The organism is Kineococcus mangrovi (assembly GCF_041320705.1).
GTDB lineage: Bacteria > Actinomycetota > Actinomycetes > Actinomycetales > Kineococcaceae > Kineococcus > Kineococcus mangrovi.
In genome coordinates, this window is the sequence record NZ_JBGGTQ010000004.1 from 22,596 (window position 1) to 49,332 (window position 26,737).

General features: G+C 71.7%; 25 protein-coding genes and 1 riboswitch. Of the genes, 11 read left to right on the forward strand and 14 right to left on the reverse strand.

All coding sequences use genetic code 11. The features are described 5' to 3' along the window. Window positions 1-26 precede the first annotated feature (26 nt). Genes AB2L28_RS08945 through AB2L28_RS08970 form a run of 6 tightly spaced genes read right to left on the reverse strand, consistent with a single transcriptional unit; the run spans window position 27 to window position 5,266 of the window. Window positions 27-1,202, reverse strand: coding sequence for a site-specific integrase (locus tag AB2L28_RS08945; protein ID WP_370718417.1), 1,176 nt, complete (start codon window positions 1,200-1,202; stop codon window positions 27-29). Continuing rightward, a complete protein-coding gene (locus AB2L28_RS08950) occupies window positions 1,202-1,402 on the reverse strand; it encodes a helix-turn-helix domain-containing protein (RefSeq protein WP_370718418.1) in 201 nt (66 codons plus the stop codon). The genes AB2L28_RS08945 and AB2L28_RS08950 overlap by 1 nt, the downstream gene beginning before the upstream one ends. Window positions 1,403-1,432: 30 nt before the next feature. Next, window positions 1,433-2,920 (reverse strand): replication initiator, encoded by a 1,488-nt coding sequence (locus AB2L28_RS08955; RefSeq protein WP_370718419.1) that lies wholly within the window; start codon window positions 2,918-2,920, stop codon window positions 1,433-1,435. Next, window positions 2,917-4,407, reverse strand: a complete 1,491-nt coding sequence (locus tag AB2L28_RS08960; RefSeq protein ID WP_370718420.1) for an FtsK/SpoIIIE domain-containing protein — start codon at window positions 4,405-4,407, stop codon at window positions 2,917-2,919. The genes AB2L28_RS08955 and AB2L28_RS08960 overlap by 4 nt, the downstream gene beginning before the upstream one ends. 23 nt (window positions 4,408-4,430) lie before the next feature. Beyond that, window positions 4,431-4,730 carry a hypothetical protein gene (locus AB2L28_RS08965; RefSeq protein WP_370718421.1) on the reverse strand — a complete coding sequence of 100 codons (300 nt, stop codon included), beginning with the start codon at window positions 4,728-4,730 and terminating at the stop codon, window positions 4,431-4,433. Then, the gene (locus tag AB2L28_RS08970; protein ID WP_370718422.1) at window positions 4,730-5,266 is read right to left on the reverse strand and encodes a plasmid replication, integration and excision activator; all 537 of its coding nucleotides are present in this window, start codon (window positions 5,264-5,266) and stop codon (window positions 4,730-4,732) included. Before AB2L28_RS08970 ends, AB2L28_RS08965 begins: the two co-directional genes overlap by 1 nt. A gap of 138 nt (window positions 5,267-5,404) precedes the next feature. Between AB2L28_RS08970 and AB2L28_RS08975 the strand changes: the two genes are divergently transcribed. After that, window positions 5,405-6,463, forward strand: coding sequence for an NsdA family TPR-like regulatory protein (locus AB2L28_RS08975; RefSeq protein WP_370718423.1), 1,059 nt, complete (start codon window positions 5,405-5,407; stop codon window positions 6,461-6,463). Window positions 6,464-6,466: 3 nt separating this feature from the next. Here AB2L28_RS08975 and AB2L28_RS08980 read toward each other — a convergent pair whose 3' ends face one another. Next, window positions 6,467-7,024, reverse strand: a complete 558-nt coding sequence (locus tag AB2L28_RS08980; RefSeq protein WP_370718424.1) for an NUDIX hydrolase — start codon at window positions 7,022-7,024, stop codon at window positions 6,467-6,469. A gap of 458 nt (window positions 7,025-7,482) precedes the next feature. Between AB2L28_RS08980 and AB2L28_RS08985 the strand changes: the two genes are divergently transcribed. The 4 genes from AB2L28_RS08985 (at window position 7,483) to AB2L28_RS09000 (ending at window position 10,629) form a co-directional block, all read left to right on the forward strand. Next, window positions 7,483-8,736 carry a PIN domain-containing protein gene (locus AB2L28_RS08985; RefSeq protein WP_370718425.1) on the forward strand — a complete coding sequence of 418 codons (1,254 nt, stop codon included), beginning with the start codon at window positions 7,483-7,485 and terminating at the stop codon, window positions 8,734-8,736. 665 nt (window positions 8,737-9,401) lie between these two features. Next, on the forward strand, window positions 9,402-9,644 hold the full coding sequence (locus AB2L28_RS08990; RefSeq protein ID WP_370718426.1) for a type II toxin-antitoxin system Phd/YefM family antitoxin: 243 nt from the start codon (window positions 9,402-9,404) through the stop codon (window positions 9,642-9,644). Window positions 9,645-9,948: 304 nt separating this feature from the next. Then, complete coding sequence (locus AB2L28_RS08995) at window positions 9,949-10,263, forward strand: type II toxin-antitoxin system Phd/YefM family antitoxin (RefSeq protein ID WP_370718427.1); 315 nt, start codon at window positions 9,949-9,951, stop codon at window positions 10,261-10,263. Window positions 10,264-10,266: 3 nt separating this feature from the next. After that, the gene (locus AB2L28_RS09000) at window positions 10,267-10,629 is read left to right on the forward strand and encodes a type II toxin-antitoxin system RelE family toxin (protein ID WP_370718428.1); all 363 of its coding nucleotides are present in this window, start codon (window positions 10,267-10,269) and stop codon (window positions 10,627-10,629) included. 224 nt (window positions 10,630-10,853) lie between these two features. Here AB2L28_RS09000 and AB2L28_RS09005 read toward each other — a convergent pair whose 3' ends face one another. After that, entirely contained in the window at window positions 10,854-12,323 is a 1,470-nt protein-coding gene (locus AB2L28_RS09005) for a flavin-containing monooxygenase (protein ID WP_370718429.1), read from the reverse strand. A 189-nt stretch (window positions 12,324-12,512) separates the two neighbouring features. Between AB2L28_RS09005 and AB2L28_RS09010 the strand changes: the two genes are divergently transcribed. Then, window positions 12,513-13,649: a GNAT family N-acetyltransferase gene (locus tag AB2L28_RS09010; protein WP_370718430.1), complete on the forward strand. Its 1,137-nt coding sequence runs from the start codon at window positions 12,513-12,515 to the stop codon at window positions 13,647-13,649. A 1-nt stretch (window position 13,650) separates the two neighbouring features. On the opposite strand, the gene AB2L28_RS09015 is transcribed toward AB2L28_RS09010, so the two are convergent. The 3 genes from AB2L28_RS09015 to AB2L28_RS09025 all read right to left on the reverse strand — a co-directional run bounded on the left by AB2L28_RS09015 (window position 13,651) and on the right by AB2L28_RS09025 (window position 16,395). After that, the gene (locus AB2L28_RS09015) at window positions 13,651-14,460 is read right to left on the reverse strand and encodes an ABC transporter permease (protein WP_370718431.1); all 810 of its coding nucleotides are present in this window, start codon (window positions 14,458-14,460) and stop codon (window positions 13,651-13,653) included. After that, window positions 14,457-15,431: an aliphatic sulfonate ABC transporter substrate-binding protein gene (locus tag AB2L28_RS09020; RefSeq protein ID WP_370718831.1), complete on the reverse strand. Its 975-nt coding sequence runs from the start codon at window positions 15,429-15,431 to the stop codon at window positions 14,457-14,459. The genes AB2L28_RS09015 and AB2L28_RS09020 overlap by 4 nt, the downstream gene beginning before the upstream one ends. Before the next feature lie 130 nt (window positions 15,432-15,561). Then, a complete protein-coding gene (locus AB2L28_RS09025; RefSeq protein WP_370718432.1) occupies window positions 15,562-16,395 on the reverse strand; it encodes an ABC transporter ATP-binding protein in 834 nt (277 codons plus the stop codon). Further along, window positions 16,377-16,469: riboswitch (SAM riboswitch) on the reverse strand. (Overlaps the previous gene by 19 nt.) Before the next feature lie 175 nt (window positions 16,470-16,644). On the opposite strand from AB2L28_RS09025, the gene AB2L28_RS09030 reads away from it, so the two are divergent. From AB2L28_RS09030 to AB2L28_RS09045, 4 genes are all read left to right on the forward strand, one after another. Beyond that, window positions 16,645-17,367, forward strand: a complete 723-nt coding sequence (locus AB2L28_RS09030; protein WP_370718433.1) for a YqjF family protein — start codon at window positions 16,645-16,647, stop codon at window positions 17,365-17,367. Between the two features lie 176 nt (window positions 17,368-17,543). Continuing rightward, entirely contained in the window at window positions 17,544-18,935 is a 1,392-nt protein-coding gene (locus tag AB2L28_RS09035) for a hemolysin family protein (protein ID WP_370718434.1), read from the forward strand. Next, window positions 18,928-19,938: a hemolysin family protein gene (locus AB2L28_RS09040; protein WP_370718435.1), complete on the forward strand. Its 1,011-nt coding sequence runs from the start codon at window positions 18,928-18,930 to the stop codon at window positions 19,936-19,938. The genes AB2L28_RS09035 and AB2L28_RS09040 overlap by 8 nt, the downstream gene beginning before the upstream one ends. A 34-nt stretch (window positions 19,939-19,972) precedes the next feature. After that, entirely contained in the window at window positions 19,973-21,763 is a 1,791-nt protein-coding gene (locus AB2L28_RS09045; RefSeq protein WP_432526138.1) for a prolyl oligopeptidase family serine peptidase, read from the forward strand. A gap of 211 nt (window positions 21,764-21,974) precedes the next feature. Here AB2L28_RS09045 and AB2L28_RS09050 read toward each other — a convergent pair whose 3' ends face one another. Genes AB2L28_RS09050 through AB2L28_RS09060 form a run of 3 tightly spaced genes read right to left on the reverse strand, consistent with a single transcriptional unit; the run spans window position 21,975 to window position 24,958 of the window. After that, window positions 21,975-23,210 (reverse strand): Nramp family divalent metal transporter, encoded by a 1,236-nt coding sequence (locus AB2L28_RS09050; RefSeq protein WP_370718832.1) that lies wholly within the window; start codon window positions 23,208-23,210, stop codon window positions 21,975-21,977. A gap of 57 nt (window positions 23,211-23,267) precedes the next feature. Continuing rightward, the gene (locus AB2L28_RS09055) at window positions 23,268-23,732 is read right to left on the reverse strand and encodes a GNAT family N-acetyltransferase (protein WP_370718437.1); all 465 of its coding nucleotides are present in this window, start codon (window positions 23,730-23,732) and stop codon (window positions 23,268-23,270) included. 8 nt (window positions 23,733-23,740) lie between these two features. After that, entirely contained in the window at window positions 23,741-24,958 is a 1,218-nt protein-coding gene (locus tag AB2L28_RS09060) for an MFS transporter (RefSeq protein WP_370718438.1), read from the reverse strand. Between the two features lie 212 nt (window positions 24,959-25,170). Here AB2L28_RS09060 and AB2L28_RS09065 point away from each other — a divergent pair, with 212 nt between their 5' ends. Further along, window positions 25,171-26,736 carry a glycoside hydrolase family 140 protein gene (locus AB2L28_RS09065; protein ID WP_370718439.1) on the forward strand — a complete coding sequence of 522 codons (1,566 nt, stop codon included), beginning with the start codon at window positions 25,171-25,173 and terminating at the stop codon, window positions 26,734-26,736. Window position 26,737 lies beyond the last annotated feature (1 nt).

Genomic DNA, 26,737 nt, shown 5'->3' on the forward strand with positions numbered 1-26,737 from the left:
GCACAAGCAACAGGAGCCGAACCTGCTCACTTCACCTCCTTGTGTGAGCCGCTCACGAAAATTTGATCCATGACCACCGCGCCTGACTGCAAGACCGGACGAATTTGCTTGCGGTAGACAAGCTCGGTAACTGCTGTGCTGCTGTGTCCAACCAGGCGGGAGATCTCTTCCAGCGGGACGCCGCTGTCCGATAGCAGTGACACGAAGCTGTGCCGCAACTCTCGTGGCGTCCACTCGGCGGGGTCAACGCCCTCGGCGGTAGCGATAGCGATGCGGAAGTCCCGGCGGACGTGCGCAGGGTCGAGCGAGGTGCCGACCTTAGAGGTGAAAACGAGGCCGGTTTCGACCCAGCGTGGTCCGGCGTTGAGCTGGTCCTGTTTCTGCTGAACCCGTTGAGCGTGCAGGGCTTCGACACACCGCTGGGGGAGTGCGAGAGTACGGCGGGACTTGCGAGTCTTCGTGTCACCGCCAGCGCGAACGGAGCGCCACACCGCGACGTGCGCCGGGACCGGCGGTACGGCGTCCGGACGGCCAGTGAGGTCGACGTGGTCCCAGCGCAGCGCCCGCAGCTCTTCGGTGCGCGCCCCAGTCAGCATCGACAGCACGACGTATCCCCGGAGCCGGGTCGACTCCACTGCCCGCAGCACGGCGTCGGCCTGCGCCATGGTGAGCGCTTTCGACGGCCGGCCGGCCTTGCCCTGCGGCACGCTGCACAACGCCACGACGTTGCGCTTCACCTTGTCCCGGGCCATAGCCCGCTTCACCGAACGGTTGAGCACTGAGTGGATGCCCTGCAACGTGCGGGTACTGAGCGTCTGTGTCTTGCGAGCCAACCAACGGTCGACGTCCTCCGCGCTGAGATCACGCAGCCATCGCGCGCCCATGTCCGGGATGACGTGTGTACGGGCGAGGATCCTGTTCGTGGTGACGGTCGTCTCCGACCGCCCGTGCAGGCCGTAGGCGAGCCAGTCCTCGACGGCCTGGGCCACGGTGTAGTCGTTCGGGGCGATGGCCAGACCGTCGTCCTGGTCGCGCAGCACTTCCTTGAGCTTGGTGCGGGCTTCAGTCTTCGTCCGGCCGCTGCCACGCTTGACGATGCGCTTCCCCGCGGGGGTGAAGCCCAGACTCACGCTGGCGATCCAACGCTGCCGTTTCTCGTCCCAGTGCAGACCGCCCTCACCCCGACCACGACGGGTGGGCATCAGGCCGCGTCCTCAAGGGAGGCGATGTACTCCACCAGCGCCTCGTAGGGGATGAGGCGGGTGCGCCCCTCATGCACCGAACGGAGACGACCGGAACGCAAGAGTTCGAAGATGACGCTGCGGCTCAAGCTGAGCGCGTCCGCGGCGTCCTGCACGCGGTAGAGGAGCCGGGTGGGCGCGGTGCGCTGCTCGGGGTTCATCGTGGGCCCTTCGGGTCGTTGAGGTAGGGGTCAGAGCTGAGAGGCGCGGCGGGCACGGGCGCGGTCGTCGGCCCACTCACGGGCTTGCGCGGCGGCGGTGGCGGCGAGGGCGGCGTCCCCAGCGGTCAACCAGCCGATGCCGTCCAAGGACCAGGAGCTGACGACCAACGTCGAGTCCTCCACCTCGGGCGGCTCCACGGTGGCGTCGTGATCCAGCGACGAGGTGGTGCGGCCGGTGAGGCGGTCGCGCAGCTGCTGCACCGACCACCGTTTCCGCGCTGACCGCAGCCGGCCGAGGGTGGTGGAGTAGCGGCGGGACTTCGTCGAGAAGTGCCCCCGGAAACCGAGCATCGCCGCCCACTTCGCCAGCGGCAGGTACTTCGGCCCGCCCGTCCGGGCGAGGTGCTGCACCTCAGCGAGCAATCGGCAGACGTGCTCGACGATGCCCATCCGCCGCGCCGCCTCGGCATCACGCAGACCCGGCGGAAGGCCGAAGTCGTCACACGCCTTCGTTGCGTACTTCGCGATGTACGCCGCGACGGTCTCAGGGTGCAGCCCGTCGTCGGGGTGGTCGGCACGCCCGGCCTCGCGGGTCGCTGCGGTCGTTACGGCGCGGGCATCGACCTGCGTCCCGAACCGCAACCGGCGCAGCTCCCCGCGGGCTTCGGTGGCGGGGGCGTCGAACCATACTCGCGCGGCGGCGACGTGGACGAGTTCGCACAACTGCTGCGCGCTTACCGCCGTCAACGGGGCAGGGAACGCGTCGTTATCAGTAGGAGGACCGTCCAGGCGGATGAGGGCGTGGAAGTGCACCACCCCGCGGCGTTGGAACTCCGCCACCTTCGCGAACGACACCCGCAGCAGCGCGTGAGTGTCCTTCTGCGTCAACCCTAGGAAAGCGGCCAGAGCCCGGCGCAGGGCGATGGTGAAGCGACGCCACAACTCCGGAGACCACCACTGCCACACCACGTGCCCGGTGTAGTCGTAGCACTCCGCGCACAACGGCTGCCCCAGCCGACGGTCGCCCTCGGCGTGCACGGCGCGGCAGCCAGCAGGGTTGCCGTGCTCGCACACCGCGTTCGTCGAGCGCGGCCGGCACATGCTCGGACGACCGTTCCTGCGACGCAGCCCGTGGACGGCACCGAACGACGGCGCGGTGAGAGTGGCGAACACCAGCGGATGCGTAGCCACCGACTCCGGAACACCCTTCATCCCTCCCGCAGCACCGGCAGCGAGCAGGTGCCACATGTCGCCCTTGTACTCGTGGGAGCACGACGGGCAGACGCTGGCGCGGCGGTTGCCGCAGCGGGTGTACAGGACTCCGTCCGGTTCGTTCGCGGAGTCGTACGTCGACAACACCTGGCCGGTGGTGCGGTCGATGGTAGTGGCCTGCCCACGCAGGCGGATGGGGCGGGCGCAGTGCCCGCAGTTCGCGGCCTGCTCGGCCCAGCGGTCGAAGGTGGGCGACAGCAGCCGACGACCGAGCTCAGCCTCTGCGCTGGGGGACAGGGTGTTCACGCCGCACCCGCCTGACGGAGGTGGTCGCCCGTCTCGGGGTGGGAGTCGTCGACGACGGAGAACACCGGCCGGAACCCCGGCGCCTTGCTCGGTGCGTGAGTGCGGGCGAGTTCTCCGATGGCGTGGTCGTCGTAGTAGGCCGCGCGGACCCGGACGGGCTCACGGACGCCGTCGACCTTGACGTAGGCGACACCAGGGGAGGTGTCAGGGATCTGGTGGCACAGCGCCCCGGACTCCCGCGCTCCCTCACCGAGGACCATGTCGACCTGGGCCTTCTCGTCCAGCCGCATCGCGACCTTGGTCGGGAACAGGTTGCGCAGGCCGAGGACTTCCTTGCGGGGGTCCTGCAACGCTGCGACCAAGACGACACCCGGTGCCCGTCCCTGGGTGGCGATCGCGGCCAGTGCCTTTTCCGCGCGGTCGCGGAGCTTGCGGTCCGGGGTGTACGCGGTGAGGAGAGCGACTTCATCGACCAGGACCACCAGTAGCGGTTCCCGGGTGCTGGGTTCGTGGCGGCGGGAGGTGCCGGCCATCCGGGCAGCCCGCTCCGTCATGAGCACTGCGGCGTCTTCGAGCAGCTGCACGCTGTCCTCGACGGTGGTCGCGAATCGGGTGAACAGGTCCCGGCCCGGCTGCAATTCCATCCCGGCCTTGCCGTCCACGGCCCACACCTGCACCAGCCCCTCGTGGATGCCTCCGGCGATGCCGCCGAGCAGGGACCAGACGACGGAGCCCTTTCCGGCGCCGGTGACCCCCACGATGAGGACGTGGGTGGCGGCCAGGCGCAGCAGCCACGGCTGACCGTCCTCGCACAGACCCACCGGGACCGCGGAGGCGTCGAGGACGTCGGGGATGGGCAGTGGGGTGACGACCTGGGCGAGGGGGTCGCCGTAGAGCCAGGTGATGGTGGCCGTGCGGGGGCCGGTCTTGCGGACCCGGCACGACCAGGCGCCGCACGCCGCGCCCATGGTCTCCGCCGCCGTTGCCAGGTCGTCGACGGTCTGCCCGGCCACGACCTGCACCCTCCCGGTTAGGACCAGGTGCTCGCGGGAGGCCCACCGCAGCCGCGACAGACCCGGTGTCCAGGACTCGCGCTGACCCGAGCGGCGGTCGGTGACGGCCATCGCGAGGCCAACCCTTTCGCACAGTCCCGGCCAGTTGCGGCGGATGGCCCGCTGCTTGCGCCGTCGCCATGCAGGCTGAGCCAGGAGGCGGTCGAAGGACACCGGCCACGTGAGCCGCCACACCACCAGCGCCCCCACGAGGATTGCAACGACGATGCCGACCAGCAGGAGGTGGTCGCTGCTGTACGCCCACCACCCCGCGACCAGGACGGCCGCGACGAGCGGGAAACGCCACGCGAGCTGTATGGCCGTCTTGACCATCCACCAGACCAGGGACAGCAACGAGACGATCAGCTCGGCGATCCAGTCGTCAGACCCAGAGTTGGCCTGCGAGGTGCTCTGCTGGGACGGCTGGTGGGTCACGACACCTTGCGGACGGCCACCCATCACGCCACCTCCGACGCGCGCAGCCGGGCACGGCCTGCCGGGTGGCGCGACAAAGAGCGCAGCCGGGCGGCCTGTTCAGCGGCGACGGTGGCCAGGTAGCGGCACTCCGCTGCTTCCTGGGGGTCGATCGGCCCGTAGTGCTCGGCGAGCCGTCCGAAGAGTTCGGCCTTGCGCTCGATCCACGCCGCCCGCTCCCGCAACGGGGCCTGCGAGCCGGGGCGGGAGCGCAACAGCGCCCCGAGCTGCCCGGTGATGCTGTTCCGCTCGTTCCGCTCCGCCTGGAGCTGGTCGGCGCGCATCAGGCAGCCCGCCCGGTCTCGGTCTTCTGGTCCACCTTCACGGCGGTCTTGCCGGGTGCGGACATCCCCGTCGCCTTCAACGACCACGCCAGGCGGGGACGGGCGCGGTTAGTGTCCACGTACGGGGTGGCGGTGAGCCCGTCGAAGACGACGGGACGGAAGGGCAAGCCCGGGAGTGTGGCCGGGGGAACGGGCTGGTGTTCGGCCATGACCTTGACCACGACCTCGGCCTGTCCACGGCGGGCTTCGGGGTCGGCATCGACGACGCGGACCGCCCAGAGCCGTTCACCGGTGTTCTTGTCGCGGGACTGGAAGTCGACCTCCCCGGCCTGGCGGCGGTCGAAGTCCTGGACCTGCTCGACCTCACCCACCACGTACGCACCGTGCGGGAACACCAAGTCCTGCCCCAGCGGGATCGCACCCTGAATTGCCATGTCGTCCTCCTCATTCCAGCAGCGCGGTTGCGCCGATGAGACGAGCGAAGCGGAGGCGTGCGCGGCGAAGAAGATGACGACCGTTAACAGGGGTTGAGTCAACCCCTGTCCTCATGTCAGTGGGTTCGGGCACTCTGTCCGCCAGTACCTTGGCGAGACCGCAGAGATCCATGGGAGTGAGCAGTGACACGCATTCAGGACGTGCGTTTGGCGCGAGGGTGGTCCTAGACCGCCCTGGCGATGAAGCTGCGACAGCGGGGACAGCAGCTCGGCACACCCGTCGGCAGCACTGAGAGTCTCAAGACGCAGATCTCCCGCTGGGAGAACGGCAAGGTGGCCCCGGGCGACTTCCACCGCCAGCTGCTGCGAGAAGTCCTCAATGTTTCCGACGAAGGCCTGGGCTTTGCTGCGGCAGGGGGGTCCACGGCTCTTACCAGTCCTCCGAGCCTGACGCAGGCATTGGGCCGAGCGGCGCTCTTCGAAGCGGGAAGCGCGGCTCACCTGCACCACCAGGTCGAGGCCATCCGGAAGGCCGACGGGCAGTCCGGCGCGGCCGACGTGCTGGAGTACGCCCGCAAGCTCCTGAACGACACCACGCAGCAACGGCGCTACCTGGTCCAGACAGGAGCCCGACGAGAGCTTGCGGCCGTCACCGCGGACCTCGCATCGCTGGTGGGTTGGCAGTCCTTGGACGTCGGAGACCTCGACCGAGCGTGGACCGCCTTCGAGGAGGCCAAGTCCGCCGCTCGTGAGGCGGAGGACAACGCGCTGCTCGCTCACGCGACGGGGGAGCAGTCCTTCGCTTTGCTCGACCTCGGACGTGGAAGTGATGGCGCAGACATGGTCGCCGAGGCCCGCCAGCTGCACGGGCTACCGCCTCGCCTCACGGCCTGGCTCCACGCAGCAGAGGCCGAGAACCGCGCTGCCGCGGGTGACGGTGAGGCAGCACGTAGGTCTCTCGCCGCCGCTGAGGCGCTTCTGCCGAGCAGTGATGAGGACGCCGCCCTCACGCCGTACCTCCGCCTGGACGCGGCCAACCTCACCCGCTGGCGCGGCCACTGCCTCGGTCGGCTGCACGATCCTGGTGCCGTCGCTGAGCTCCTGGAGGGCTTGGCCAGCGTTCGTGGCCGGTACAGCCGAGCCGAAGCCAGCGTGCTAGTCGATCTGGCCGCTGCTGAGTTGCACCGTAACGACCGCGATCAGGCGCAGCACTACCTGCGTCAGGCCACGTCCCTGGCCAACCGGATGGGATCGGTGCGTCAGCGCCGCCGCCTGGAGGCGCTGCGTCAGGCAGCGTGAGGGTCAGGTCCGATCTACGAGGAAGCGCAGCAACCCTGTGATGGAACCGGAGCCGAGGATTTCGCCACGGTCGATCAGCTCCACCACATCGTCGAGGGCTACCCAGTCCACGACGCCGGCCTCGACTAGATCCGTGGGCGCTCCGACCTCCTCGGCATGGTCGAAGACGTAGACCTCGTGGGGGGTGTCGACCATCCCCACCATGGGCTGGAACTCAAGCAACTGGCGTCCCCCGGTGGGACGCCAACCGGTCTCCTCCTCGGCTTCCCTGGCGGCGGTCTGCAAGGCCGTCTCGCCTGCGTCCACGATGCCGCCTGGCAGCTCCCAGCCCACCTGATCGGTCAGGAAGCGGTGTCTGCGGAGCATGAGCACTTGGTCACCAGCGGCGTTGAGCACGAGCGCGACGGCCACACGCTGGAGACGCACCACGTGGTGCTCGAACCGCTTCCCGTCCGGGGGCTCCAGGTCGACGAGGACCAGTCGCACCCACGGGTTGTCGTAGATGGTCCGCTCACCGAAGACCTGCCACCGAGGCGGCTCCTGCACGGCGGGCTCATCCATACAGCGAGCCTACTGATCCACGAGGGCGCTGCGGGTGCCCGCACCTCACCCAGTCCAGCTGTGAGAACTTTCTCTACTCCGTCAAGGCGGCGGGCGCGCCCGCCGCCGGCACTGCCCTTCCGTGGCCGCCGTCTGCGCGCGGCCTGCGGCCGTGCTCGCCAACGACCACGAGGGCGGCGCCACGCGGATGCACCATCTGCCTGCCGCTTGGTGTCATAGGCGGTGGCAGCTGAGTAGTACCAGGGGCTCCCGCCCCTGGACCCCGGTTGCGCTGTACATCTGCGCGCGTCGTTCCGAAGTGGCTGGGCTTTGCGACGCGCAGATGCACACCGCCCTGCGAGCGCGGCCCAGTGCAGCGGAGCAGGACGTGCGCGTACCGCCCCCTCGCGTAGTCACCCTCATGCTCGCAACCCTGCGGCATCCCCGATCGTGTCCGAGGGCATCCGTACAGTGGTTAGGTGACTACGACCAGTGCCGCGGCGGCTTCCCCCTCAATCGACGTTGCTGTCGTCGTCGACACTCGGAACATGCACGGGGCGACTGGTCAGGTTCTCGGCATTCCTAACCTTCCTTCTATGGCGTCCGTAAAGTCGGCTCTCTCGCTGTATGACATGAACGTTGTCGACGCAGCCTTCGGTGTCGCCACCGACGCTGGCGGGCGTTCAACGCCGCGACGAGATGCGGCATTGCAGAGAAACGATGCGTACGCACGAAGCCTGGAGGCATCTGGGGCTAGGGTTCTGCGTGGAATGTTGCAAGACTGGAACCAAGCAGACGTCCCTATGCAGGAAAAAAAGGTGGACGTCTTGTGTGCCGTAGAGGTAGTCAAACTAGCCATCCAGATTGCGATTAAACAATCCACATGCCGTGCAATTGTTGTCCTCAGTGCCGATAAGGACCTAGCGCCAGCCATCGACATGGCTCGTCAAGAGCTCGACGTTCCTGTGTATGCGGCGGCGGCCAGGAGTGTCCATCAGAGAGAAGGATCGTGGATTCTCCTAGGAGAGGATGCGGTGCGTCAGCTTGGGGGACCGCCGTCCAATACGGCCCTTCTGGGTGAAGCTCGACGCACCGCTCTCGCTCTCGAGTACCTGTCTCCAAACCCCAGTCCTTGGGTCTGTCACATCGCAGCAAACGGGCAGAAGACGATGCGTTCCGTGGGCAGTGCCTTGAGTGGGGTCATGCAAGGTGGTGGAACCATGCCGGGAACAAACCCACTTTATTGCGTAGGAATCGACACTTCTGAGCTATTCCCTCGGGCCATCCTTTCGACGGCCCCCGCAACCGGTGGTCAGGTTCTTTCGGGTCGCGTTCATAGACGAAAGAACGTCGAAGAGGTAACGGTCCAGGTTCCAGGAATTTCTAAGAACCTGACCGTGAAGACGCCGGTGGGCTACCCAGTACCCCAGGCCGATGTGCTGCTCGTCGAAGATTCGCGGAACCCGTCTCGGCACATTTATGTAGGAACAGTTGCGCAGTCACCGGGACTGGCAGCAAGCAATATCGGTTTGGTTACTCTGATCGGTAAGACCAGGAAAGGCGACGGCTACGCCTCTCTCGAAGGAACGCCCGATAAGGTCATTGTAAAACTACCACTTGAGGAAGTTGACACTGCGATACCCGGTGATAGATTTGCGGTAGTTCTTGCTGAGCGCCTCAATAATAGTCAGCGGCTCACTTGGGCAGTGAGCTCGAAGTTGCCCAAGCGGTGAAAATGTGAAAGGGATGACCTATATAGGTCATCCCTTTCAAGACTGTCGGCCCACAAGTCCGACGCGGTGTTGGTATGAGTCTCGGACGTACGTGACCTGGAGTCAAGTCCACAGAGAGTGACATACTCCACACTCAAGGTCACGACGGTGCTGGGTCTGGGACGAGCGGGTCACCACGCCCGACAGCGCTGACCACGGCGTTCGCGACCCGGCCGTGCGCGCCGCCTAGCAGAACCTGCTGTTCCCTCAGTCCGGCCCCGCCAGCCCATGTGGTCGATCTGGGGTGCGGGACCAGACGCTGTCGCTGCTGCTGGCCGAGGCCGACCGTCTGGCGTCAGCACCGGGAGCGCTCTCATCCCTGGCCTCTGGGGCGACGGTGAGTGTCAATCTGCGTGACAACGGACTGGGACGACCGGGGACGCCGACGGCCGAGATTGGATACGGCAGTAAGGCTACCGGGGCCTAACCCGTACACCCTCGAAGCTTCGGGACGAAGAGGCCGCAGGTTCAAGTCCTGTCACCCCGACCAGCAAGACCGCAGGCCAGGGCCTTCGTCGTGTGGGTGGCCGGGTGCGGAACCGTCCGGGCATCTCCGTTCGCCTCGCTGGATCCCGGTCGGGGCACGATGGATCCTGCATCCCGTGCCACCAGCCGAGGGAGAGGTCATGTCTGTCACCGTTCCTGACGCCCGAGCACGCCTCGTCGCACTCATCGAGCAGGTCAACGACGACCAGGCCGCTGTGGAGATCACTTCCGAGAAGGGGACGGCCTACCTCGTCTCCGAGGATGAGTACCTGTCCCTGCGCGAAACGGTCCACCTCTTGCGGTCCCCGCGCAACGCGGAGCGGTTGCGCGAAAGCCTCGCCGAGGCCCAAACCGGTGGTGGCCGGCCCCGTCACCATCGCTGACCGGCGGTCGGGCGGCCCGAGGCGGTGTCCTGGTGGTGCGGTGAGAACTCCCTCTCCTTGTCGAGCCGGCGGGCCGAGCCCACCGCAGGCATGCGCTCCCGAGTCCGTCGTCCGCACACCTCGCCGCCTGGCGATCTTCCTGGGGGCCGCCGCTGCGTGGGGGCGGGGGCGATGACCCCTGGTGTCAGCAGCGGCTCGGCCGATCGAGTGGGACCACCTCAGGTCAGCGAAGCGGTGCCCGATCAGTGGGTAGGAAGCTGGGTAGATCTGAGGGTAGAATACAACCCGCGAAGGAGGCAACGACATGAAGATCGACACCAGTGCCCTGGTCTCCGTCAGCGAGGCGAGCCGCAAGGGCGTCTCCTGGCTGGTCAGCGAGGCTGCCGAGGGCAGGACTCCCGTGGTGCTCTCCCACAACCGGCCTGTGGCCGCCGTCGTGGGGCTGGAGACCATGGAGCGCCTTCAGCGACTGGACGAGATGGAGAGCGACCTGCGCCTGTGGGTCGCCACGATCGTCCGCGAGGTCAGCGACAACGGCGTTCGCCACAGTCTCGACGACGTCGCGGCCATGCTCGGAGTCGACCTGGATGACGAGGACGACGACGAGGACGACCGCTGATCCATGGCGAGAGTCGAACTGACCGATGACGCTCTGGAGGACCTGAAGGGTTTCGACGGTAGTGCTCAGCGACAGATCCTGAAGGGCATCAAGAAGCTCGAGGATTCTCCTGAGCAGCGCGGCGCCCCTCTGGGGTCCAGGCAGTCCGGAAACCTGACGAGCTACAGGAAGCTCGTCGTCGGAAACCGGCAGTACCGGATCGTCTACAGCGTCCACGAGGACGGGACGATCTGCATCGTCTGGGTGATCGGGCCTCGGAGCGACGACGAGGTGTACGAGATGGCCACAGCTCGACTGTCCGTGATGGGTGACCGGGAACTGGCCGAGCGGCTGCGGTCGATGCTCGATCAGATTAACGGCCGCTGAGCCGGAGTCCACCGGCTGGTGATCCAGCGTGAGTGGTCGACGGGTCGTGGTGCTGATCGATGCGGCAGACCCCAGCAGCCCTGCCGGGCTCCGCGTCGCTGGTCTCGATGCGCGCTGGGAGCGGGAGAGATGCCGGAACTGCTGGAGGAACGTCTGGTGCCGTGACGCGGAGAGCGCCTCCGACCCACCCACCGGCGACGTCCACCGCAGCCGCGTCGGGCCGGTCAGGCCGTGGGTACCGTCGCCCGTTCCCGCGCACCCCCGACCTTCGCCAGCAGCGCCGGCACCAGGTACGCGTAGCTCGCCGGGGTCAGCGGTTTCGTCCACTGCCCGCGCCGCACCGCGGCCGGCAGCGGCAGCCCCAGGTCGTCGAGCATCTGGTCCAGCACCGCGAACGACCCGCTCGGCACCTGCTGCTCGCGGTGCGCGGCGGCCTGCCGGTGGGTCAGGTGGAACCGGTGCCCCTCGTGGCGCACGTCGTCGGGGGAGGGGGCGGGCACGACCCCGGCGAGGTGACCGGCCAGCCACACCGCGCCCACCTCCGCGGACAACGGGCTGCGGTACGTGTTCCCCCACCCGGCGAACGCGAGCCGGGGGACGGCGGCGGGCAGGACCCGCCGGTGCAGCGCGAGGACCCCGTCGGTGTCGAGCAACCGCTCGCGCACGGAGACGGCCAGCAGGGACAGGTCCTGCTCGAAACCCGTCGCGGCGACCACGACGTCGGCGGGCAGGCGGGAACCGTCGGACAACTGCACGTCACCCGCGCCGAGGGCGCTGATGGAGCGTTCCCGCCGCACCGCGATGCGACCGGCGCGGACGGCCTCGAAGAACCCGTCGGTGACGAGGCTGTCCGAGTACGGCAGGGGGGTCGTCGGGACGAGACCGACCGACCGCAGGCCGGTGCGGCGGGCGACGTGCTGCGCGAGCGACCACAACGCCGCCCGCCGCAGCGGGGCGTCGGCGGCGGCGAGCAACCGCTGCGCCGGCGTCGTCCGTTCGGGGGCCATGAGGTGTTCCCCGAGGCGCGTCAGCAGCAGGTGGCGGAACGACAGCGGCCCGGCGAGCCGCTTGGGCACCTTCCACCGCACGGCCCGCGCGACCACGGTCGTGGACCGCGCCGCCCGGGACGCGGCGACCGCCACGTCGCAGGCGGTCTTGCCCCAGCCCACCACCACGACGTCGCGACCGGCGAACACGGCCCCGTCCCCGAGCTGGGTGGGTTCGACGACCTGACCGCCGGTGGCGTCGAACACGTCGCGGCCCGGCCAGTCCGGCACGTGGGGGGTGGAGAACACGCCGTTCGCGAGCACCACCCAGTCCACGTCGAGGACGGAGGGACCGTCGGCGTCCGCGACCTCCACGGACCAGCCGTCCCCGGACGGGACGGCGCGGGTCACCGTCGTGCCGAGACGGACCCGGTCACGGATCCCCTTCACGTCGGCGTAGTGCTCCAGGTAGGCGCGGACGTGGTTCCCGGTGGGGTGGACGGGGAAGTCCGCCGGCATCGGCACGTCGGAGAACGCGTACGACACCCGGTCGTCCTGGGTGGACACGTCGGGGTAGCGGCGGGTCGCGCTCCACACCCCGCCGAGGTCGGGTGCCTTCTCCAGCACCGTGACCTCGTGGCCAAACCGGCTCAGCACGGCGGCGGTGACCAGCCCGGACGGCCCGGCCCCCACGACAGCGATCCTCATGCCGACCAGCGTCGGGGCGCGTCGTCGCGCACGGGAACCGCGCTCACCCGTTCGCCCGGGAACCCCCTGCGCCGAACCGGTGGTTCGTCGCCCGATCGGCCGCCCCCGGGCACTTCAGGTCGTGGACCGGACCCTCCCGGTCGCGGAGCATCGGGGGAGACCACCGCAGACCAGGGGGACGCGCGGAACATGGACCTGCAGATCACCGAGCACCGGCAGCTGACGGGGGTGCAGAAGCTCGCCCACGACTGGCAGGGGCTGCACGACGCCGCCGGCGAGGCGAACCCCTTCACCGGCCCCGACTGGGCCCTGACGTGGCTGGACCACTTCGCCGGGGACCCGCGGCACGAACCCCTCGTCCTGGAGGTCCGCGACGGGGAACGCCTCGTCGGCGTCGCCCCCCTCTACCGCCGCTCGGTGCTGCGGGGTCTGGCGACGCTCGTGCAGCCCGTCGGCACCGGCAGCCTGTGGATCGGGCCGTACGAGCAACCCGCCCTGCTCACCGACCCGGCCTGCGCCCGGGACGTGGCCCGCGCCGTCGTCGGCCACCTGTGCGCCGACCCGGCGGGCTGGGACGTCGCCCGGTTCGCGCTCGGGGAGAACGTCCCGTGGTTCGAGCCGGAGTGGCTGCCGGACTGGTCGTTCACCCTCCTGCAGCGCCGCACCCGGCCCTCGGCGGTGCTGCGGCTGGAAGGCGTGGAGAACGTCTACACCGGCCGCCGAAACCTCAAGGAGTCCCTGCGCCGGGCCCGCAACCGCCTCACCCGCGACGTCGGCGCCGACGGGTGGTCCGTCCGCCGCGTCACCGACCCCGCCGAACTGCCCGCCGCGTTCGACCGGCTCGCCGCCCTGCACTCCGAACGCGCGCAGTTGCGCGACGGCCGGCCCGTGCACGCCGACACCTACGCCGACCCGCGCGTCCGGGCCTACCTGCGCGACGTCGTGACCCGCTCCGGGATGCACGGCGGGGCCAGCGTCTACGAACTCCTCGTCGGCGACACCGTGGAGGCCGGCCAGCTCGTCCTGCACACCCGGACGGCGAGCTACTCCTCGACGTCGGGGGTCTCGGAACGGGCGTGGCCGTACTCGGCCGTCACCTACCTGCTGTCCCTGGCCGTCAAGGACGCCCAGGACGCCGGGCACCGCCTGCTGAACCTGTCGACGGGCCCGAACCAGGCCAAGCTGCGCTGGACAGACGAGGTCCGCACCTCGACGGAGTTCGCCGTCGTCGGACCCCGGCGGCGGTCCAGGGCGCTGGTGCTCGCCCTGGACGCGCACGCCGTCCTCGCCGGGTTCGCCGAAGCGCGGCGCGCCCACCGCGTCTGACTCACTCCCGGGCAGCCTTGACCCGGTTCTCCACGACACCGAGCACCATGTCGCTCGCCTTGCCCAGCAGCGCCAGCAGGACGATCGCCAGCAGCATCTGGTCGGTGCGGGACGTGTTCTGCCCGTTCGTCATCTGGAACCCCAGGCCGATCGAGGACGAGATCAGCTCGGCGGCGACGAGGAACAGCCAGCTCTGCGCCAGCGCCAACCGCAGCCCCGACAGCAGCGAAGGAGCGGTGGCGGGCAGCAGGATCGAGGTGAACAGCCCGACCCCGCGCCGGCCGTAGGCGCGGCCGACCTCGACGAGTCCGGGGTCGAGGTGCGTCAGCGAGGACAGGACGGTCGTGTAGACGGGGAAGAACGCCCCGATCGCGACCAGGGTGATCTTCGGGGGTTCCCCCAGGCCGATCCACAACCCCAGCAGGGGGACCCACGCCAGCGACGGCACCGCGCGCAACGCCGCGAGCGTGGGGGCGATCAGGTCGTGCACGAACCGGGACGACCCCGTCAGCCCACCGAGCACGAGACCGGCGGCGGTGCCGACCAGGAACCCGGTGAGGACCCGCTGCACGCTGATGGCGACGTTGACCTGGAGCTGCCCGGTGCCCCACAACTGCGTCGCTGCGGTCCACACGTCGACCGGCGGCGGCAACTGGCTGCGGCCGAACACCCCCGCGGCCGTCGAGGCCCACCAGGCGGCGAACAGCGCGACGGGCAGGAGCGCCCCGACCCACCAGCGCGACGCGCGCCGCGGGACCTGCGGGCTGTCCGCAGTCACCGGCGCGGCCGCGCCGGTGTCCGTCACGCTCACGACGCGGTCGCCTTCTGCGCGAACTCCGGCACCAGCAGCGTGTCCAGCGCCTCGTTCGCCGCGTCCTCCGACGGCACGTCGCCGGTCGCGACCATGAGCGGGACGATCCCCGACAGCACCGTGCGCTGCGCGTCGCCGGGAACCCCGTCGAAGTCGAGCGTGGTGCGTTCCAGCACGCGGGCGGCGACCTCGGGCGACAACTGCGCGGCCGTGCCGTACAGGGTCGCCAGGTCGGCCGGGTTCGCCAGCGCCCACGCGCGGGCCGTCGCGTAGGCGTCGACGACCTGCTGCACGAGGTCGGGGGAGTTCTGGATGAAGTCCTCCCGCGCGTTCAGGACGCCGTAGGTGTTGAAGTCCACGTTGCGGTAGAGCAGCTTCGACCCCGACTGGATCTCGGTGGCCGCCATGTTCGGGTCCAGGCCCGCCCACGCGTCGACGTCACCGCGTTCGAGGGCGGCGCGACCGTCGGCGTGCTGGATGTTGAGGATCTCCACGTCCGCCCCCGACAGACCCGCCTGCGCGAGCGCCTGCTGCAGGAAGAAGTACGGGTCGGTGCCCGTGGTGGCCGCGATCTTCCTGCCGCGCAACCCGGCCACGTCGGTCACCGTGGAGTCCCCGCGCACGACCAGGGCGGTCCACTCCGGCTGGGAGTACACCTCGACCGTCTGCACGGGGGAGCCGTTGGTGCGGGCCTGCAGGACGGCCGAGCCCGCGGTGGAGGCCAGGTCGAGGTTGTCGTTGCGCAGGAATTCGTTCGCCTTGTTGCTGCCCAGGGACTGCTCCCACTGCACGGTCAGACCCGCGTTCTCCAGGATCTTCTGCTCCCGGATCACCAGGCTGAGCGGGTTGTAGAGGGCGTAGTCGAGGCGGACCCGGTCGCCGCCGGAGGACCCGCCGGACGACGAGGCCCCGGCGGCCGGGGCGACGCCGCCGGAGGAGGACTCACCCTGCACGCACCCGGCGGCGGTCAGGGCGAACGCCCCCAGACCGAGGCCCAGGAGGGCGCGACGGGTGGTGCGGGACGTGGACGAGGGCAGCGTGGACACAGTTCTCCAGGGAGTGGTGAGCGGGGTGTTCGAGGGAGGGGTCGGGGTGCGCGGGTCAGGCCGAACGCGGGACGCCGAGCAGGTCGAGCAGTTCGACGCGCAACCGCGCCGTGGCCGCGTCGGCGCGGTCGCGCGGGCGGGGGGCCTCGACGGCGAGGTCGCGGACGATGCGCGCGCCGTCCTCGTCCTGCCCGTCCTTCCCGAGCACGAGGACGCGGTCGGCCAGGTGCAGGGCCTCGTCGACGTCGTGGGTGACGAAGACGACGGTCGCGCCGGTGCTGCGCTGGACCTCGTCGAGCAGGTCCTGCATCTTCAGCCGGGTCAGGGCGTCGAGGGCGGCGAACGGCTCGTCCAGCAGCAGGACGCCGGGACGGCGGACGAGAGCGCGGGCCAGGGCGGTGCGCTGGGCCATGCCCCCCGACACCCGCCGCGGGCGGTGCCCGGCGAACTCCTCCAGGCCGACGACCTCCAGCCAGCGCAGCACCTCGGCGCGGCCGTCGGCGCGGCTCGTGCCGCGGGGCAGGCCGAAGGCGACGTTCCCGGCCAGGTCGCGCCACGGCAGCAGGCGCGGTTCCTGGAAGACGACGGCCGTGCGCGGGTGGACACCGCGGACGGGTTCCCCGGCGACCGTCACCGCGCCCGTCGAGGGGGTGTCGAGCCCGGCGATCAGCCGCAGCAGCGTGGACTTCCCGCTGCCGGAGGCCCCGACCAGGGCGACGGTGCCGCCCGCGGCGAGGTCCAGGTCGAGGGGGGCGAGGACGCGGTGGTCCCCGAACGTCCGGCCGACCCCGCGCAGGACGACCCCCGCCGCGTCGACGCGGGTGCCGGGCAGCACGGCGGCGGGGGTGGTGGGTGCGGTCGTCACGATCTCCTCCATCGGTCCCGGCATGAGCACCACACCTCACGAGGAGGCGGTTGCTGCGGCGTCGTCGAGCCAGGTCTCTCGGCCGCTCTGGATGGTGGAAGAACCATACGTCACCTGTGGACCGGGTGACGAACGCCCGGCTCTCGTGCCCGGGCCGCCTCAGCTCCCTCGTGCTCGCCGGCCCGCGGTGTTCGCCGCGCGCCGCGGAGGAGCGCCCGGGCACCCGAGGTCACCCGGGGTGCTGAGTCGCGCCGCCCGCGCCACCCTGTGCTCGTGGTCGACCGCCTGCCCTCGCCCGAGGCCGTGGCCCTGTCCGGGCCGGTGATGATGCACCAGCACTGGGACGACCTCGCGTTCCTGCACTGGGCCGTCGACCCCGCCCGCGTCGCGCCGTTCCTGCCGCGCGGGGTCCGCCCCGACGTCCTCGACGGGGCCACCTACGTCGGGCTCATCCCGTTCACGCTGCGCGGCGCCGGGCCGGGGCGGCGGGGGAGCGTGCCGTACGCGGGCACGTTCCTGGAGACCAACGTGCGCTTCTACTCCGTCGACGACGAGGGCCGGCGCGGTGTCGTGTTCGCGAGCCTGGACGCCAGCCGGCTCGCCGTCGTCCTCGGCGCGCAGGCGGCGTTCGGGCTGCCCTACCGCTGGTCGCTCCTGCGCCACGCGGTCCGGGTGCGGGACGGGGCGCGCGAGCTGCTGTGGACGTGCCGCACCCGCTCCGGGGTCTCCAGCCGCGTCGCCGTCCGCGAGGGCGGGCCGGCCGTCGACGACCTCGGGGTCTTCCTCACCTCCCGGTTCGGCCTGCACGCCGGGCACCTCGGCCGGACCTGGTGGATCGCCAACGAGCACGAGCGGTGGGCGCTGCGGTCGGCGGAGCTGCTGGAGCTCGACGACGGGCTGGTCGCCGCCGCGGGGCTGGAGGTGGGCGGGCCGCCGGACCACGTCGCGTTCGCCCGCCGCGTGAGCACCCGGTTCGTCCTCCCGCGACCCCTGTGACGGGGTGCCCTGTGACGAGGTGCCGCGGGAACCGCGGCGCGCCGTGCTCCGTTGACCACCCGGTAGACCCGTCCCCGGACCAGGAGAGGACCGCCGCCGCCGATGCGCGACGACGATCATGCCGACGATCCTTCAAGTCCCTGCGCGCCTGCGTCCGGCCACGGTGAGGTGACCCCGTGACCGACGTGCTCGCCCTGCTCCTCGGCGTCGTGGTGGTCTTCGCCATCACCGCCGCCACGGCCTGGTTCGTGGCCCAGGAGTTCGCCTACATGTCGGTGGACCGCTCGGGCCTGGGCGCCCGCGCCGAGTCCGGTGACGCCGGGGCGCGCCGCGCGCTCGACGTCACGCGCCGCACCTCGTTCATGCTGTCCGGTGCCCAGCTCGGCATCACCGTCACGGGCCTGCTCGTCGGGTACGTCGCCGAACCCCTCATCGGGGAGTCCCTCGGCGCGCTGCTCGGCGGCGTCGGCGTCCCCAGCGGCGTCGGCATCGGCGTCGGGGCCGTCGCGGCCCTCGTGTTCTCCACGGTCGTGCAGATGCTGTTCGGCGAGCTGTTCCCGAAGAACCTCGCCATCGCCCAGCCCGAACCCGTGGCGACGGGGCTGAGCCGCTCCACGCTGGCCTACCTGCGGCTGTTCGGCTGGCTCATCTGGTTCTTCGACCAGTCCTCCAACGCCCTGCTGCGCGCGCTGAGGATCGAACCCGTCCACGACGTCGAGCACGCCGCCACCCCGAAGGACCTCGAGGCGATCGTCGAGGAGTCCCGCGAGAGCGGGGACCTGCCCGACGACCTGGCCGTGCTGCTGGACCGCATCCTCGACTTCCCGCAGCGCGACGTGGAGCACGCGATGATCCCGCGCTCGCGCGTCGACACCGTCGAGGAGACCGCCGACCTGGGTCTGGTCCGCGCGCTCATGGCCGTCGGCCACTCCCGCTACCCGGTGCTGGCCACCGGGTCCGGTGACGTCCTCGGCGTCGTCCACCTCGCCGACCTGCTCGCCACGGCCGAGGAGGACTCCGCCCGCGTGACCCGCATCATGCGGCCCGCGCTCGTCGTCTCGACGCTCACGCTGCTGCCGGACGTGCTGCGGCAGCTGGGGGAGTCGAAGAACCAGCTCGCCTGCGTCGTCGACGAGTACGGCGGGTTCTCCGGTGTCGTCACGGTCGAGGACCTCGCCGAGGAACTCGTCGGCGAGATCACCGACGAGCACGACGAGGAGAACCCCACGTACATCCCCCTCGAGGGGGACGGGGTCTGGGAGATGTCCGGGGAGGTGCACGTCGACGAGGTCGAACGTTCCCTGGGCGTGGACCTGCCGCGGGGGGACTACGAGACGATCGCCGGTCTCGTCATCGCCGCCCACGGCGGCCTGCCCGAGAAGGGCACCGAACTGGACGTCGAGCTGCCACCGGACCCCGGGGAGCTCGACCCCGAACCCCGGACCCTGCACGTCCGGGTCCTGTCCGTCGAACGGCACGTGCCCGGCCGGGTGCGGCTGGAACTCCTCGACGCCGCGACCCCCGGCGACGCGCCCGAGAACCCCGCCCAGGAGGTGACCCGTGACTGACGACCCCGTCGTCGTCCTCGTCGCGACCGTCGTCATCGTCGCCGCCAGCGCCTTCTTCGTCGCCGTCGAGTTCGCCCTCCTGGGCGCCAAGCGGCACCGGCTGGAGGACGCGGCCGGCACCGTCTCCGGGCGGGCCGCGCTGCGCAGCTCGCACGAGCTGACCGTCCTGCTGGCCGGGTCGCAGCTCGGGATCACCGCCTGCGTCCTGCTGCTGGGGGCCATCAGCAAACCCGCCGTCCACCACTGGCTGACCCCGCTGTTCCAGGCCGCGGGGCTGCCGCTCGTGGCGGCCGACGTGCTCGGCTTCGTCATCGCGCTGTTCGTCGTCACGTTCGTCCACCTCGTCGTGGGGGAGATGGCGCCGAAGTCGTGGGCGATCGCGCACCCCGAACGGTCCGCCCTGCTGCTGGCCGTGCCGATGCGCGGGTTCATGTGGGTGTTCCGGCCCGTCCTGAGGCTGCTCAACGAGGCCGCCAACGTCCTCGTCCGCAAGGCCGGCGCGAACCCCACCGAGGAGGTCGTCGTCGGCCACAGCCCGGACTCGCTGCGGCACCTGCTGGAGCACTCCACGAACGTCGGGGCGCTCGACGCGCGGTTCTCCGCGCAGCTGTCGGGGGCGCTGGACCTGCAGCGCCTGACGGTGCGGGACCTGCTGCGCCCCGGTGCGACCCCGGCCGGCGTGCCCGTGGGCGCGACCGTCCAGCAGGTGCGCGAGCTGTCCCGCAGCACTGGTCACCTGCGGATCCTCGTGGGGTCGGCCGAGGACCTGCGCGGGCTCGTCCACGTCCGGGACACCCTCACCGAACCCGACGAGGCCCCGACGGAGGAGTTCGTCCGGCCCGTGTTCACCCTCGACGGCGGCACGACGCTGCACGTCGCGCTGACCCGGATGCGGGAGACGAGCAACCACCTCGCCGTCGTCACCGACGACGGCCGGGTGCAGGGGGTCGTGACCCTGTCCGACGTCCTGCGGCGGATCTTCCCGGCCCCCGCCGGCGCCTGAACCACCCGCGCCCGAGCGCCCGGCGAGTGGCACGATCGGTCGGGTGAGCGAACCTGAGGTGCCCGTCTGGGAGAAGCGGTTCCGGGCCGGTCGCGTCGGCCTGCCGGAGTGGGCGCAGGACGCCCCCGACCGGTGCGTCGTCGTCGCCAGCGTCGCGGGGGTGCTCGAGGTGCACTCCTTCGACGCCGGCACCGGTGCCCTGACCCGGCTGACCGACCGGCCCGAGGGCACCTCGGGCGCCACGATCGACGACGCCGGCGAGTTCGTGTGGTGGTTCGACGACACCGCCGGCGACGAGCACGGCGTGTGGCGCCGGCAGCCGTTCGGCGCCGCACCCGGCGAGGGGGTGCAGGACCCCCTGGGCCTGCCCGCCGCCTACCCGGCCGGGTTGTCGATCGGGCGCAGCGGCACCGTCGTCGTCGGGTCGCAGGACGACGAGTACGGCACCCGCATCGACGTCGTCACGTCCGGCGGGTCGCGCCGGCTCTACGAGCACCGCGAGGACGCCTGGGCCGGGGACCTGTCCCCGGACGAGCAGTGGGTCGCGATCGCCCACTCCGAGCACGGCGACTCCCGCCACCCCGACCTGCGCGTCCTGGCGCTGGCCGACGGGGCGACCGTCGCGGAACTGTCCGACGGCCCCGGCAAGGGCGTGTCCCCGATCGGGTTCTCGCCCGTGCGCGGCGACGCGCGGCTGCTCGTCGAGCACGAACGCGCCGGCCGCGCCGAACTGCTCGTCCTGGACCTGCGGACCGGGCGTGAGGTGCAGATCGCGCTCGGCGTCCCCGGTGAGGTCGCCGGGGCGGAGTGGACCCGCGACGGCACCGGGCTCGTCGTCCTGCTCGACCACGAGGCCCGGACCCTGGCCTACCGCCTCGACCTGGGGACCGGTGTCGTCACGCCGATCGGCCCGACGACGGGCAGCGTCGGGAACGCGACCGCCCGCCCCGACGGCGACGTGTGGCTCACCTGGTCCTCGGCGGCCCAGCCCCCGACGGTGCGCCGCCTCGACGGTTCCGTGCTGCTGCGCGCCCCGGGCGAACCCGCGCCCCCCTCGGTGGAGGTGTCCGACGTGCGGGTCGACGGCCCCGGTGGCCGCGTCCACGCGCTGCTGCGGGTGCCGGCCGGGGCGTCGGGACCGCTGCCGACGGTCGTGGAGGTGCACGGCGGGCCGACCGCGCACGACACCGACGCGTTCCGCGCCTACTGCGCGACGTGGGTGGACGAGGGGTTCGCCGTCGTGCAGGTGAACTACCGCGGCTCGACGGGGTACGGGTCGGCCTGGCGGGACGCCCTGGAGGCGCGCGTCGGGCACGTCGAGCTGGAGGACGTCGCCGCGGTCGCCGACCACCTCGTCGCCACCGGCGTCGCCGATCCTGCGCGACTCGTGCTGGCCGGCGCCTCGTGGGGCGGGTTCCTCACGCTCCTGGGCCTGGGGACGCAGCCGGACCGGTGGGCCGTGGGGCTCGCGGGCGTCCCCGTCGCCGACTACGTCGCCGCGTACGAGGACGAGATGGAGGGGCTCAAGGCGTTCGACCGGTCGCTGTTCGGCGGCTCGCCCACCGACGTGCCGGGCAAGTACGCCGACTCCTCGCCCATCACGTACGTCGACGCCGTGCGCGCCCCGGTGCTCGTGCTCGCGGGCCGCAACGACCCGCGCTGCCCGATCCGGCAGATCGACAACTACCTCGACCGGCTCGCCGCCCGCGGCGCGGCGCACGAGGTGTACCGGTACGACGCCGGGCACGGGTCGCTGCTCGACGACGAGCGGGTGCGGCAGATGCGCGTCGAGCTCGACTTCGTGCGGCGGCACCTGCCGGGCTGAGCTTCCGCGGGCCGCGAGGGTCGGCCTCGTTGCCTCCCCGGAGTCGATCATCGGCCTTGGGGAGGCAACGAGGTCTCCCGGTGGCCTCGGGGAGGCAACGAGGTCTCCTGGTGGCCTCCGGGAGGCAACGAGGTCTCCTGGTGGCCTCCGGGAGGCAACGAGGTCTCCCGGTGGCCTCCGGGAGGCAACGAGGCCGTCCCCGGCGGCGCCCTCACCCCGCGAACGTCAGGTACAGCAGCGCCACGTTGAGCGCGACGACGAGCGCCACCGCGACGGTCGCGAGCGCCCGCGTCAGCGGCCGGTTGACGTGCTCGCCCATGAGGTCGCGCGAGCTGGTGAGCCGCACCAGCGGGACGAGGGCGAAGGGGATGCCGAAGCTCAGGACGACCTGGGAGACGACGAGGGCGCGGGTGGGGTCGACCCCGATCCCCAGGCACACCAGGGCCGGGACGAGGGTGACGGCCCGGCGCAGCAGCAGCGGCACCTCGATGCGCAGCAGCCCCTGCATGATGACGGCGCCCGCGTAGGCGCCGACGGAGGTGGAGGCCAGGCCGGAGGCGAGCAGGCCGATCGCGAACAGCAGGGCGGCGCCGACGCCCAGGTGCGCGGCGACGGCCGCGTGCGCGCCCTCGAGGGTGTCGGTGCCCTCGACGCCGCGCAGGGCCGAGGCGGCCAGCAGCAGCATCGAGATGTTGACGAGCCCGGCCACGACGAGGGCCGCGACGACGTCGACGCGGGTGGCACCGAGGACGCGGCGGGTGTCGCGGGCGGGGACGGTCCCGTGGTGGTCGCGGGCCATGGCCGAGTGCAGGTAGACCGCGTGCGGCATGACGGTCGCCCCGAGCATGCTCGCGGCGAGCAGGACGGTCTCGGCTCCGTCGAAGCGGGGGACGAGACCAGCGAGGGCCTCGCCCGGGTCCGGCGGGGACAGCACGACCCCGGAGACGAACCCGACGACGATGATGAGCAGGAACCCCACGATGACGGCTTCGAACCGGCGCACGCCGGCGCGGTTCTGCAGCGCCAGCACGAGCAGCGAGACCACGCCCGTGACGACCCCGCCGACCAGCAGGTCCCAGCCGAAGAGGAGGTGCAGGGCGACGGCGCCGCCGATGACCTCGGCGAGGTCGGTGGCGATGGCGACGAGCTCGGCCTGCGCCCAGTACGCCAGGCGGGACCGGCGGCCGAGGCGTTCGCGGAGCAGCTCGGGCAGGGTGCGGCCGCTGACGACGGCGAGCTTGGCCGACAGGTACTGCACGAGGACGGCCATGCCGTTGGCCGCCACGAGCACCCACAGCAGCAGGTAGCCGTAGCCGGCGCCGGCGGTGAGGTTGGCGGCGACGTTGCCGGGGTCGACGTAGGCGATGGCCGCGACGAAGGCGGGGCCGAGCAGGCGGAGCAGGGCGCGCCGGCCGGGGCGGGCGGGCGCGGGGGTGCGGGCGTCCATCGTCACCCGGACATCATGCACGAGAGTTCGGGACGCCGAACTCTCGTGTTCGGCGTGTCAGAGATTCTTGGCGTAGCAGACCGACAGCGGGCTGTCGGCCCACGGCCCGAAGTTCGCCGTCCGCGCGTACCCCAGCGCCTCGTACAGGGCCATCGCCTCCGGCTGGCGCGTCCCCGTCTCCAGCCGCACCCGACGGGCCCCGGCCTCGCGGGCCGCGACCTCGAACGCCGCCACGAGCGCCGTGGCGACACCCCGGCCGCGGAACCGCTCCTGCACGAAGACGCGCTTCATCTCCGCGGTGCGCGTCCAGCCGGGCTCGTCGACGGCCACGCGCGCGATGCACCCGGCGGGCACCCCGTCGACCGTGGCGACGTGGAAGGAGACCTCCCCGGTGAGCGGGTAGTCCTCCCACGGGTCGCCCGGGTCGCGGTAGCGGCGGTTCAGCTCGGCCACCGCCGCGGTCACGAGCGCGTCGAGGTCGGGGTCGCCGGCCTTGCGCTCCTGCACCCGCACCCCGCTCACCGCCCCGCTCACCGGGACACGCCCGCCCGCACCCGGCGGCGGCGCTGCGCGGGAACGGCCGCGACGAGCGGGTCGATCGGCGCACGCCCGCTCTTGTCCGCGCGCGTGGCCTCACCGAGGATCGCCAGGCCCAGCAGCGCCAGGACGAGCGCGACGAGGGCGGGGGAGGCGAAGCCGTAGCCGGCGTCGATCGCCAGACCGCCGAGGAAGGCGCCCATCGCGTTGCCGACGTTGAACGAGGCCTGCATCGCCGCGGAGACCATCGAGGCCCCGCCGCCTGCGGCGAGGATGCCGCGCGTCTGGATCGGGGCGGACATGACGAACCCGACGAACGCGAAGGCGAACACCCCGGCGGCCGCGACCCAGGCGTGGTCGGCGAGAGCGAACAGCAGCCCGAACACGACGGCCTGGGCGACGAACCCCACGGCCAGCGTCCGGTAGGGGCGCCAGTCGGCCAGCCGGCCGCCGAGGACGTTGCCGAACGTCGCGCCGAGGCCGAACAGCACGAGCACCCAGCTCACCGAGCCCTCGGAGAACCCGGCGACCTCGGTGAGCAGCGGCGCGACGTAGCTGAGGACGGTGAACAGGCTGGCGAACCCGACGGTCGTGATGAGCAGCGTCCACCACACCTGGCGGCGGCGGAACGCGGCGAACTCCGAGCGCAACGACCCGGTGCGGGTCTCCACCTCCGGCACGATCGCGGCGATCGCGGCGATCGTCACCAGCCCGATGATCCCGACGAGGGCGAACGTGAGCCGCCAGCCGAGCTGCTGCCCGACGTAGGTGCCGGCCGGGACGCCGACGACGTTCGCGACGGTCAGGCCGGTGAAGACGAGGGCGAGGGCCTGGCCCTGCCGTCCGGGCGGGGCGATCTTGCGGGCCACCACGGCGCTGGCGCCGAAGAACGCGCCGTGCGAGAGGCCGGAGAGGAACCGGGCGCCCACGAGCGCCTCGAACCCGGGGGCCAGGGCCGTCGCCGCGTGCCCGAGGACGAACAGCCCCATGAGCCCGCCGAGGACGCGCTTGCGCGGCCACGAGTGCGTCAGGGCCGTCAACGTCGGGGCGCCGACGACGACGCCGAGGGCGTACGCGGAGATCAGCCAGCCGGCGGTGGCGATGGAGACGTCGAAGCTGGCGGCCATCTGGGGCAGCAGCCCCATGGCGACGAACTCGGTCGTCCCGATGCCGAAGGCGCCGACGGCGAGGGCCAGGATGGCGAGAGGCACGGGCAGGTCTTCCTCGGGGGGTTCGCAGGGGGTTCGCGGGGAGTCTGGACGACGATCCGTCCCCTCAGATCATCGCGTCCCGGGGCACCGGTGTTCCACCCGGCCGGTACCGCGTCCCGGAACCGTTGGCGGGCAGCGCGTCCCGGGCGTGGCGGGTCGAGGACGGCGAACCCCTCGGTCGCCGGGCCGGCGCGCGTGGGCAGGATGGGCCCGTGACGACCCCCGGGACGCCCCCCACGACGCCGTGGTCCCCGCACGAGATCGTGCTCACCGCCGACCGCGACCACCCCGACCCCTACGCCGGGGTCGAGGCGTGGGCGACGTTCACCCACGAGACCGGCCGCGAGCTGCGCCGCCCCGCGTTCTGGGACGGCGGGCGGACCTGGCGGGTGCGGTTCGCCTCCCCGGGGCTGACCGGCCGCTGGACCTGGCGCAGCGCCGCCTCGGTCGAGGACCCGGGGCTGGCGGGGGTGACCGGCGCGCTCGACGTCGCCGGCGAGGGCGCGGGCGTCTTCGGCCGGCACGGGTTCTGGCGGATGTCCGAGCGGGGCCGCCACCTCGTGCACGCCGACGGCACCCCCGCCTTCCTCGCCGCCGACACCGCGTGGGCGTTCCCGTGGCGGGCCACGCCCGAGCAGGCCGAGACCTACGCCGCCGACCGCGCCGCCAAGGGCTTCAACGCCGTCCTGCTCATGAGCGTCCAGCCCGACTCCGGCGCGCGCGGGCCGGCCGACCGGACCGCCGACGAGGGGTTCGCCGTCGCCTTCGAGGACCTGCCCGACCTCACGCTGCGCCGGCTGCGCCCGGAGTACTTCGCCGAGCTGGACGTCCTGGCGGCCACGCTGGCCCGGCACGGGATCGTCCCCGTCTGGCAGCCGGTGTTCCAGGGGTTCGGGTGGAAGGGGCTGCGGACCGCCGGCGCGCAGGTCCCGCCGGGGGACTACGCGCGCTACTGCCGGTACCTGCTCGCCCGGTACGGCGCCGCACCGGCCGTGTGGCTCGTGGGGGCCGACGGCCGGGGGGACGAACCCCAGGTCGCCGCGGGTGGGGCGGAGGTCCACGCCTGGGACGCCTACGCCCAGCCCACCGGTGTCCACTACGCCCCGTTCGGCAGCAACCGCGAGCACCAGGACGCCGACTGGCTGGACTTCCAGTGGTGCCAGACCGGTCACCTCGGCGACCACGTGCCCGAACGCGTCGCGGACATGGCCCGCAACCGGCCCGCCAAGGCCGTCGCCAACGGCGAACCCTCCTACGAGGGCACCCGGCGCGCCGACTTCGCGAGCGGCTGGTGGCAGGGCCACGAGGCGTGGAGCAACCTGTGCGCCGGTGCCGCCATGGGCGTCGTCTACGGCGCGGGCAGCCTGTGGCAGTGGAAGCTGCACCCCGAGGAGGCGGGGCAGGCCCCGTACTTCTCCGCCCCCGGGGCGGGGTGGCGCGAGGCCCTGGACTTCGAGGGGTCCCGCTACCCGGGGGTGCTGGCCCGCGTGCTGCACGGGCTGCCGTTCACCGACGCGGTCCCGGACTGGACCCGCACCGCCAACCCCCGCAACCTCCTCGTCCCGGGGGTCTTCCTGCTCTCCTACCTGCCCGACGGCGGGAACCTGCGGGTCGTGGCCCCCGCCGACGTCCCCCGCACCTACCGGGCTCACGACGCCCGGACGGGGGAGGTCGTCGCCCGGGGCGTGCTGCCCGAGGACGGGATCGTCCCCGGCCCCGACGGCGAACCCCGCGTCGTCGTGTTCTGCCACGACGGCGCGGGGTCCTCCGGGGGGTGAG

Excerpts from the sequence above, each read along its gene's own strand:
- AB2L28_RS08945 (WP_370718417.1), bottom strand. The coding sequence starts at position 1,202 with ATGCCCACCCGTCGTGGTCGGGGTGAGGGCGGTCTGCACTGGGACGAG.
- AB2L28_RS08950 (WP_370718418.1), bottom strand. The coding sequence starts at position 1,402 with ATGAACCCCGAGCAGCGCACCGCGCCCACCCGGCTCCTCTACCGCGTG.
- AB2L28_RS08965 (WP_370718421.1), bottom strand. The coding sequence starts at position 4,730 with ATGCGCGCCGACCAGCTCCAGGCGGAGCGGAACGAGCGGAACAGCATC.
- AB2L28_RS08975 (WP_370718423.1), top strand. The coding sequence starts at position 5,405 with ATGAAGCTGCGACAGCGGGGACAGCAGCTCGGCACACCCGTCGGCAGC.
- AB2L28_RS08980 (WP_370718424.1), bottom strand. The coding sequence starts at position 7,024 with ATGGATGAGCCCGCCGTGCAGGAGCCGCCTCGGTGGCAGGTCTTCGGT.
- AB2L28_RS08990 (WP_370718426.1), top strand. The coding sequence starts at position 9,402 with ATGTCTGTCACCGTTCCTGACGCCCGAGCACGCCTCGTCGCACTCATC.
- AB2L28_RS08995 (WP_370718427.1), top strand. The coding sequence starts at position 9,949 with ATGAAGATCGACACCAGTGCCCTGGTCTCCGTCAGCGAGGCGAGCCGC.
- AB2L28_RS09000 (WP_370718428.1), top strand. The coding sequence starts at position 10,267 with ATGGCGAGAGTCGAACTGACCGATGACGCTCTGGAGGACCTGAAGGGT.
- AB2L28_RS09005 (WP_370718429.1), bottom strand. The coding sequence starts at position 12,323 with ATGAGGATCGCTGTCGTGGGGGCCGGGCCGTCCGGGCTGGTCACCGCC.
- AB2L28_RS09010 (WP_370718430.1), top strand. The coding sequence starts at position 12,513 with ATGGACCTGCAGATCACCGAGCACCGGCAGCTGACGGGGGTGCAGAAG.
- AB2L28_RS09025 (WP_370718432.1), bottom strand. The coding sequence starts at position 16,395 with ATGCCGGGACCGATGGAGGAGATCGTGACGACCGCACCCACCACCCCC.
- AB2L28_RS09050 (WP_370718832.1), bottom strand. The coding sequence starts at position 23,210 with ATGGACGCCCGCACCCCCGCGCCCGCCCGCCCCGGCCGGCGCGCCCTG.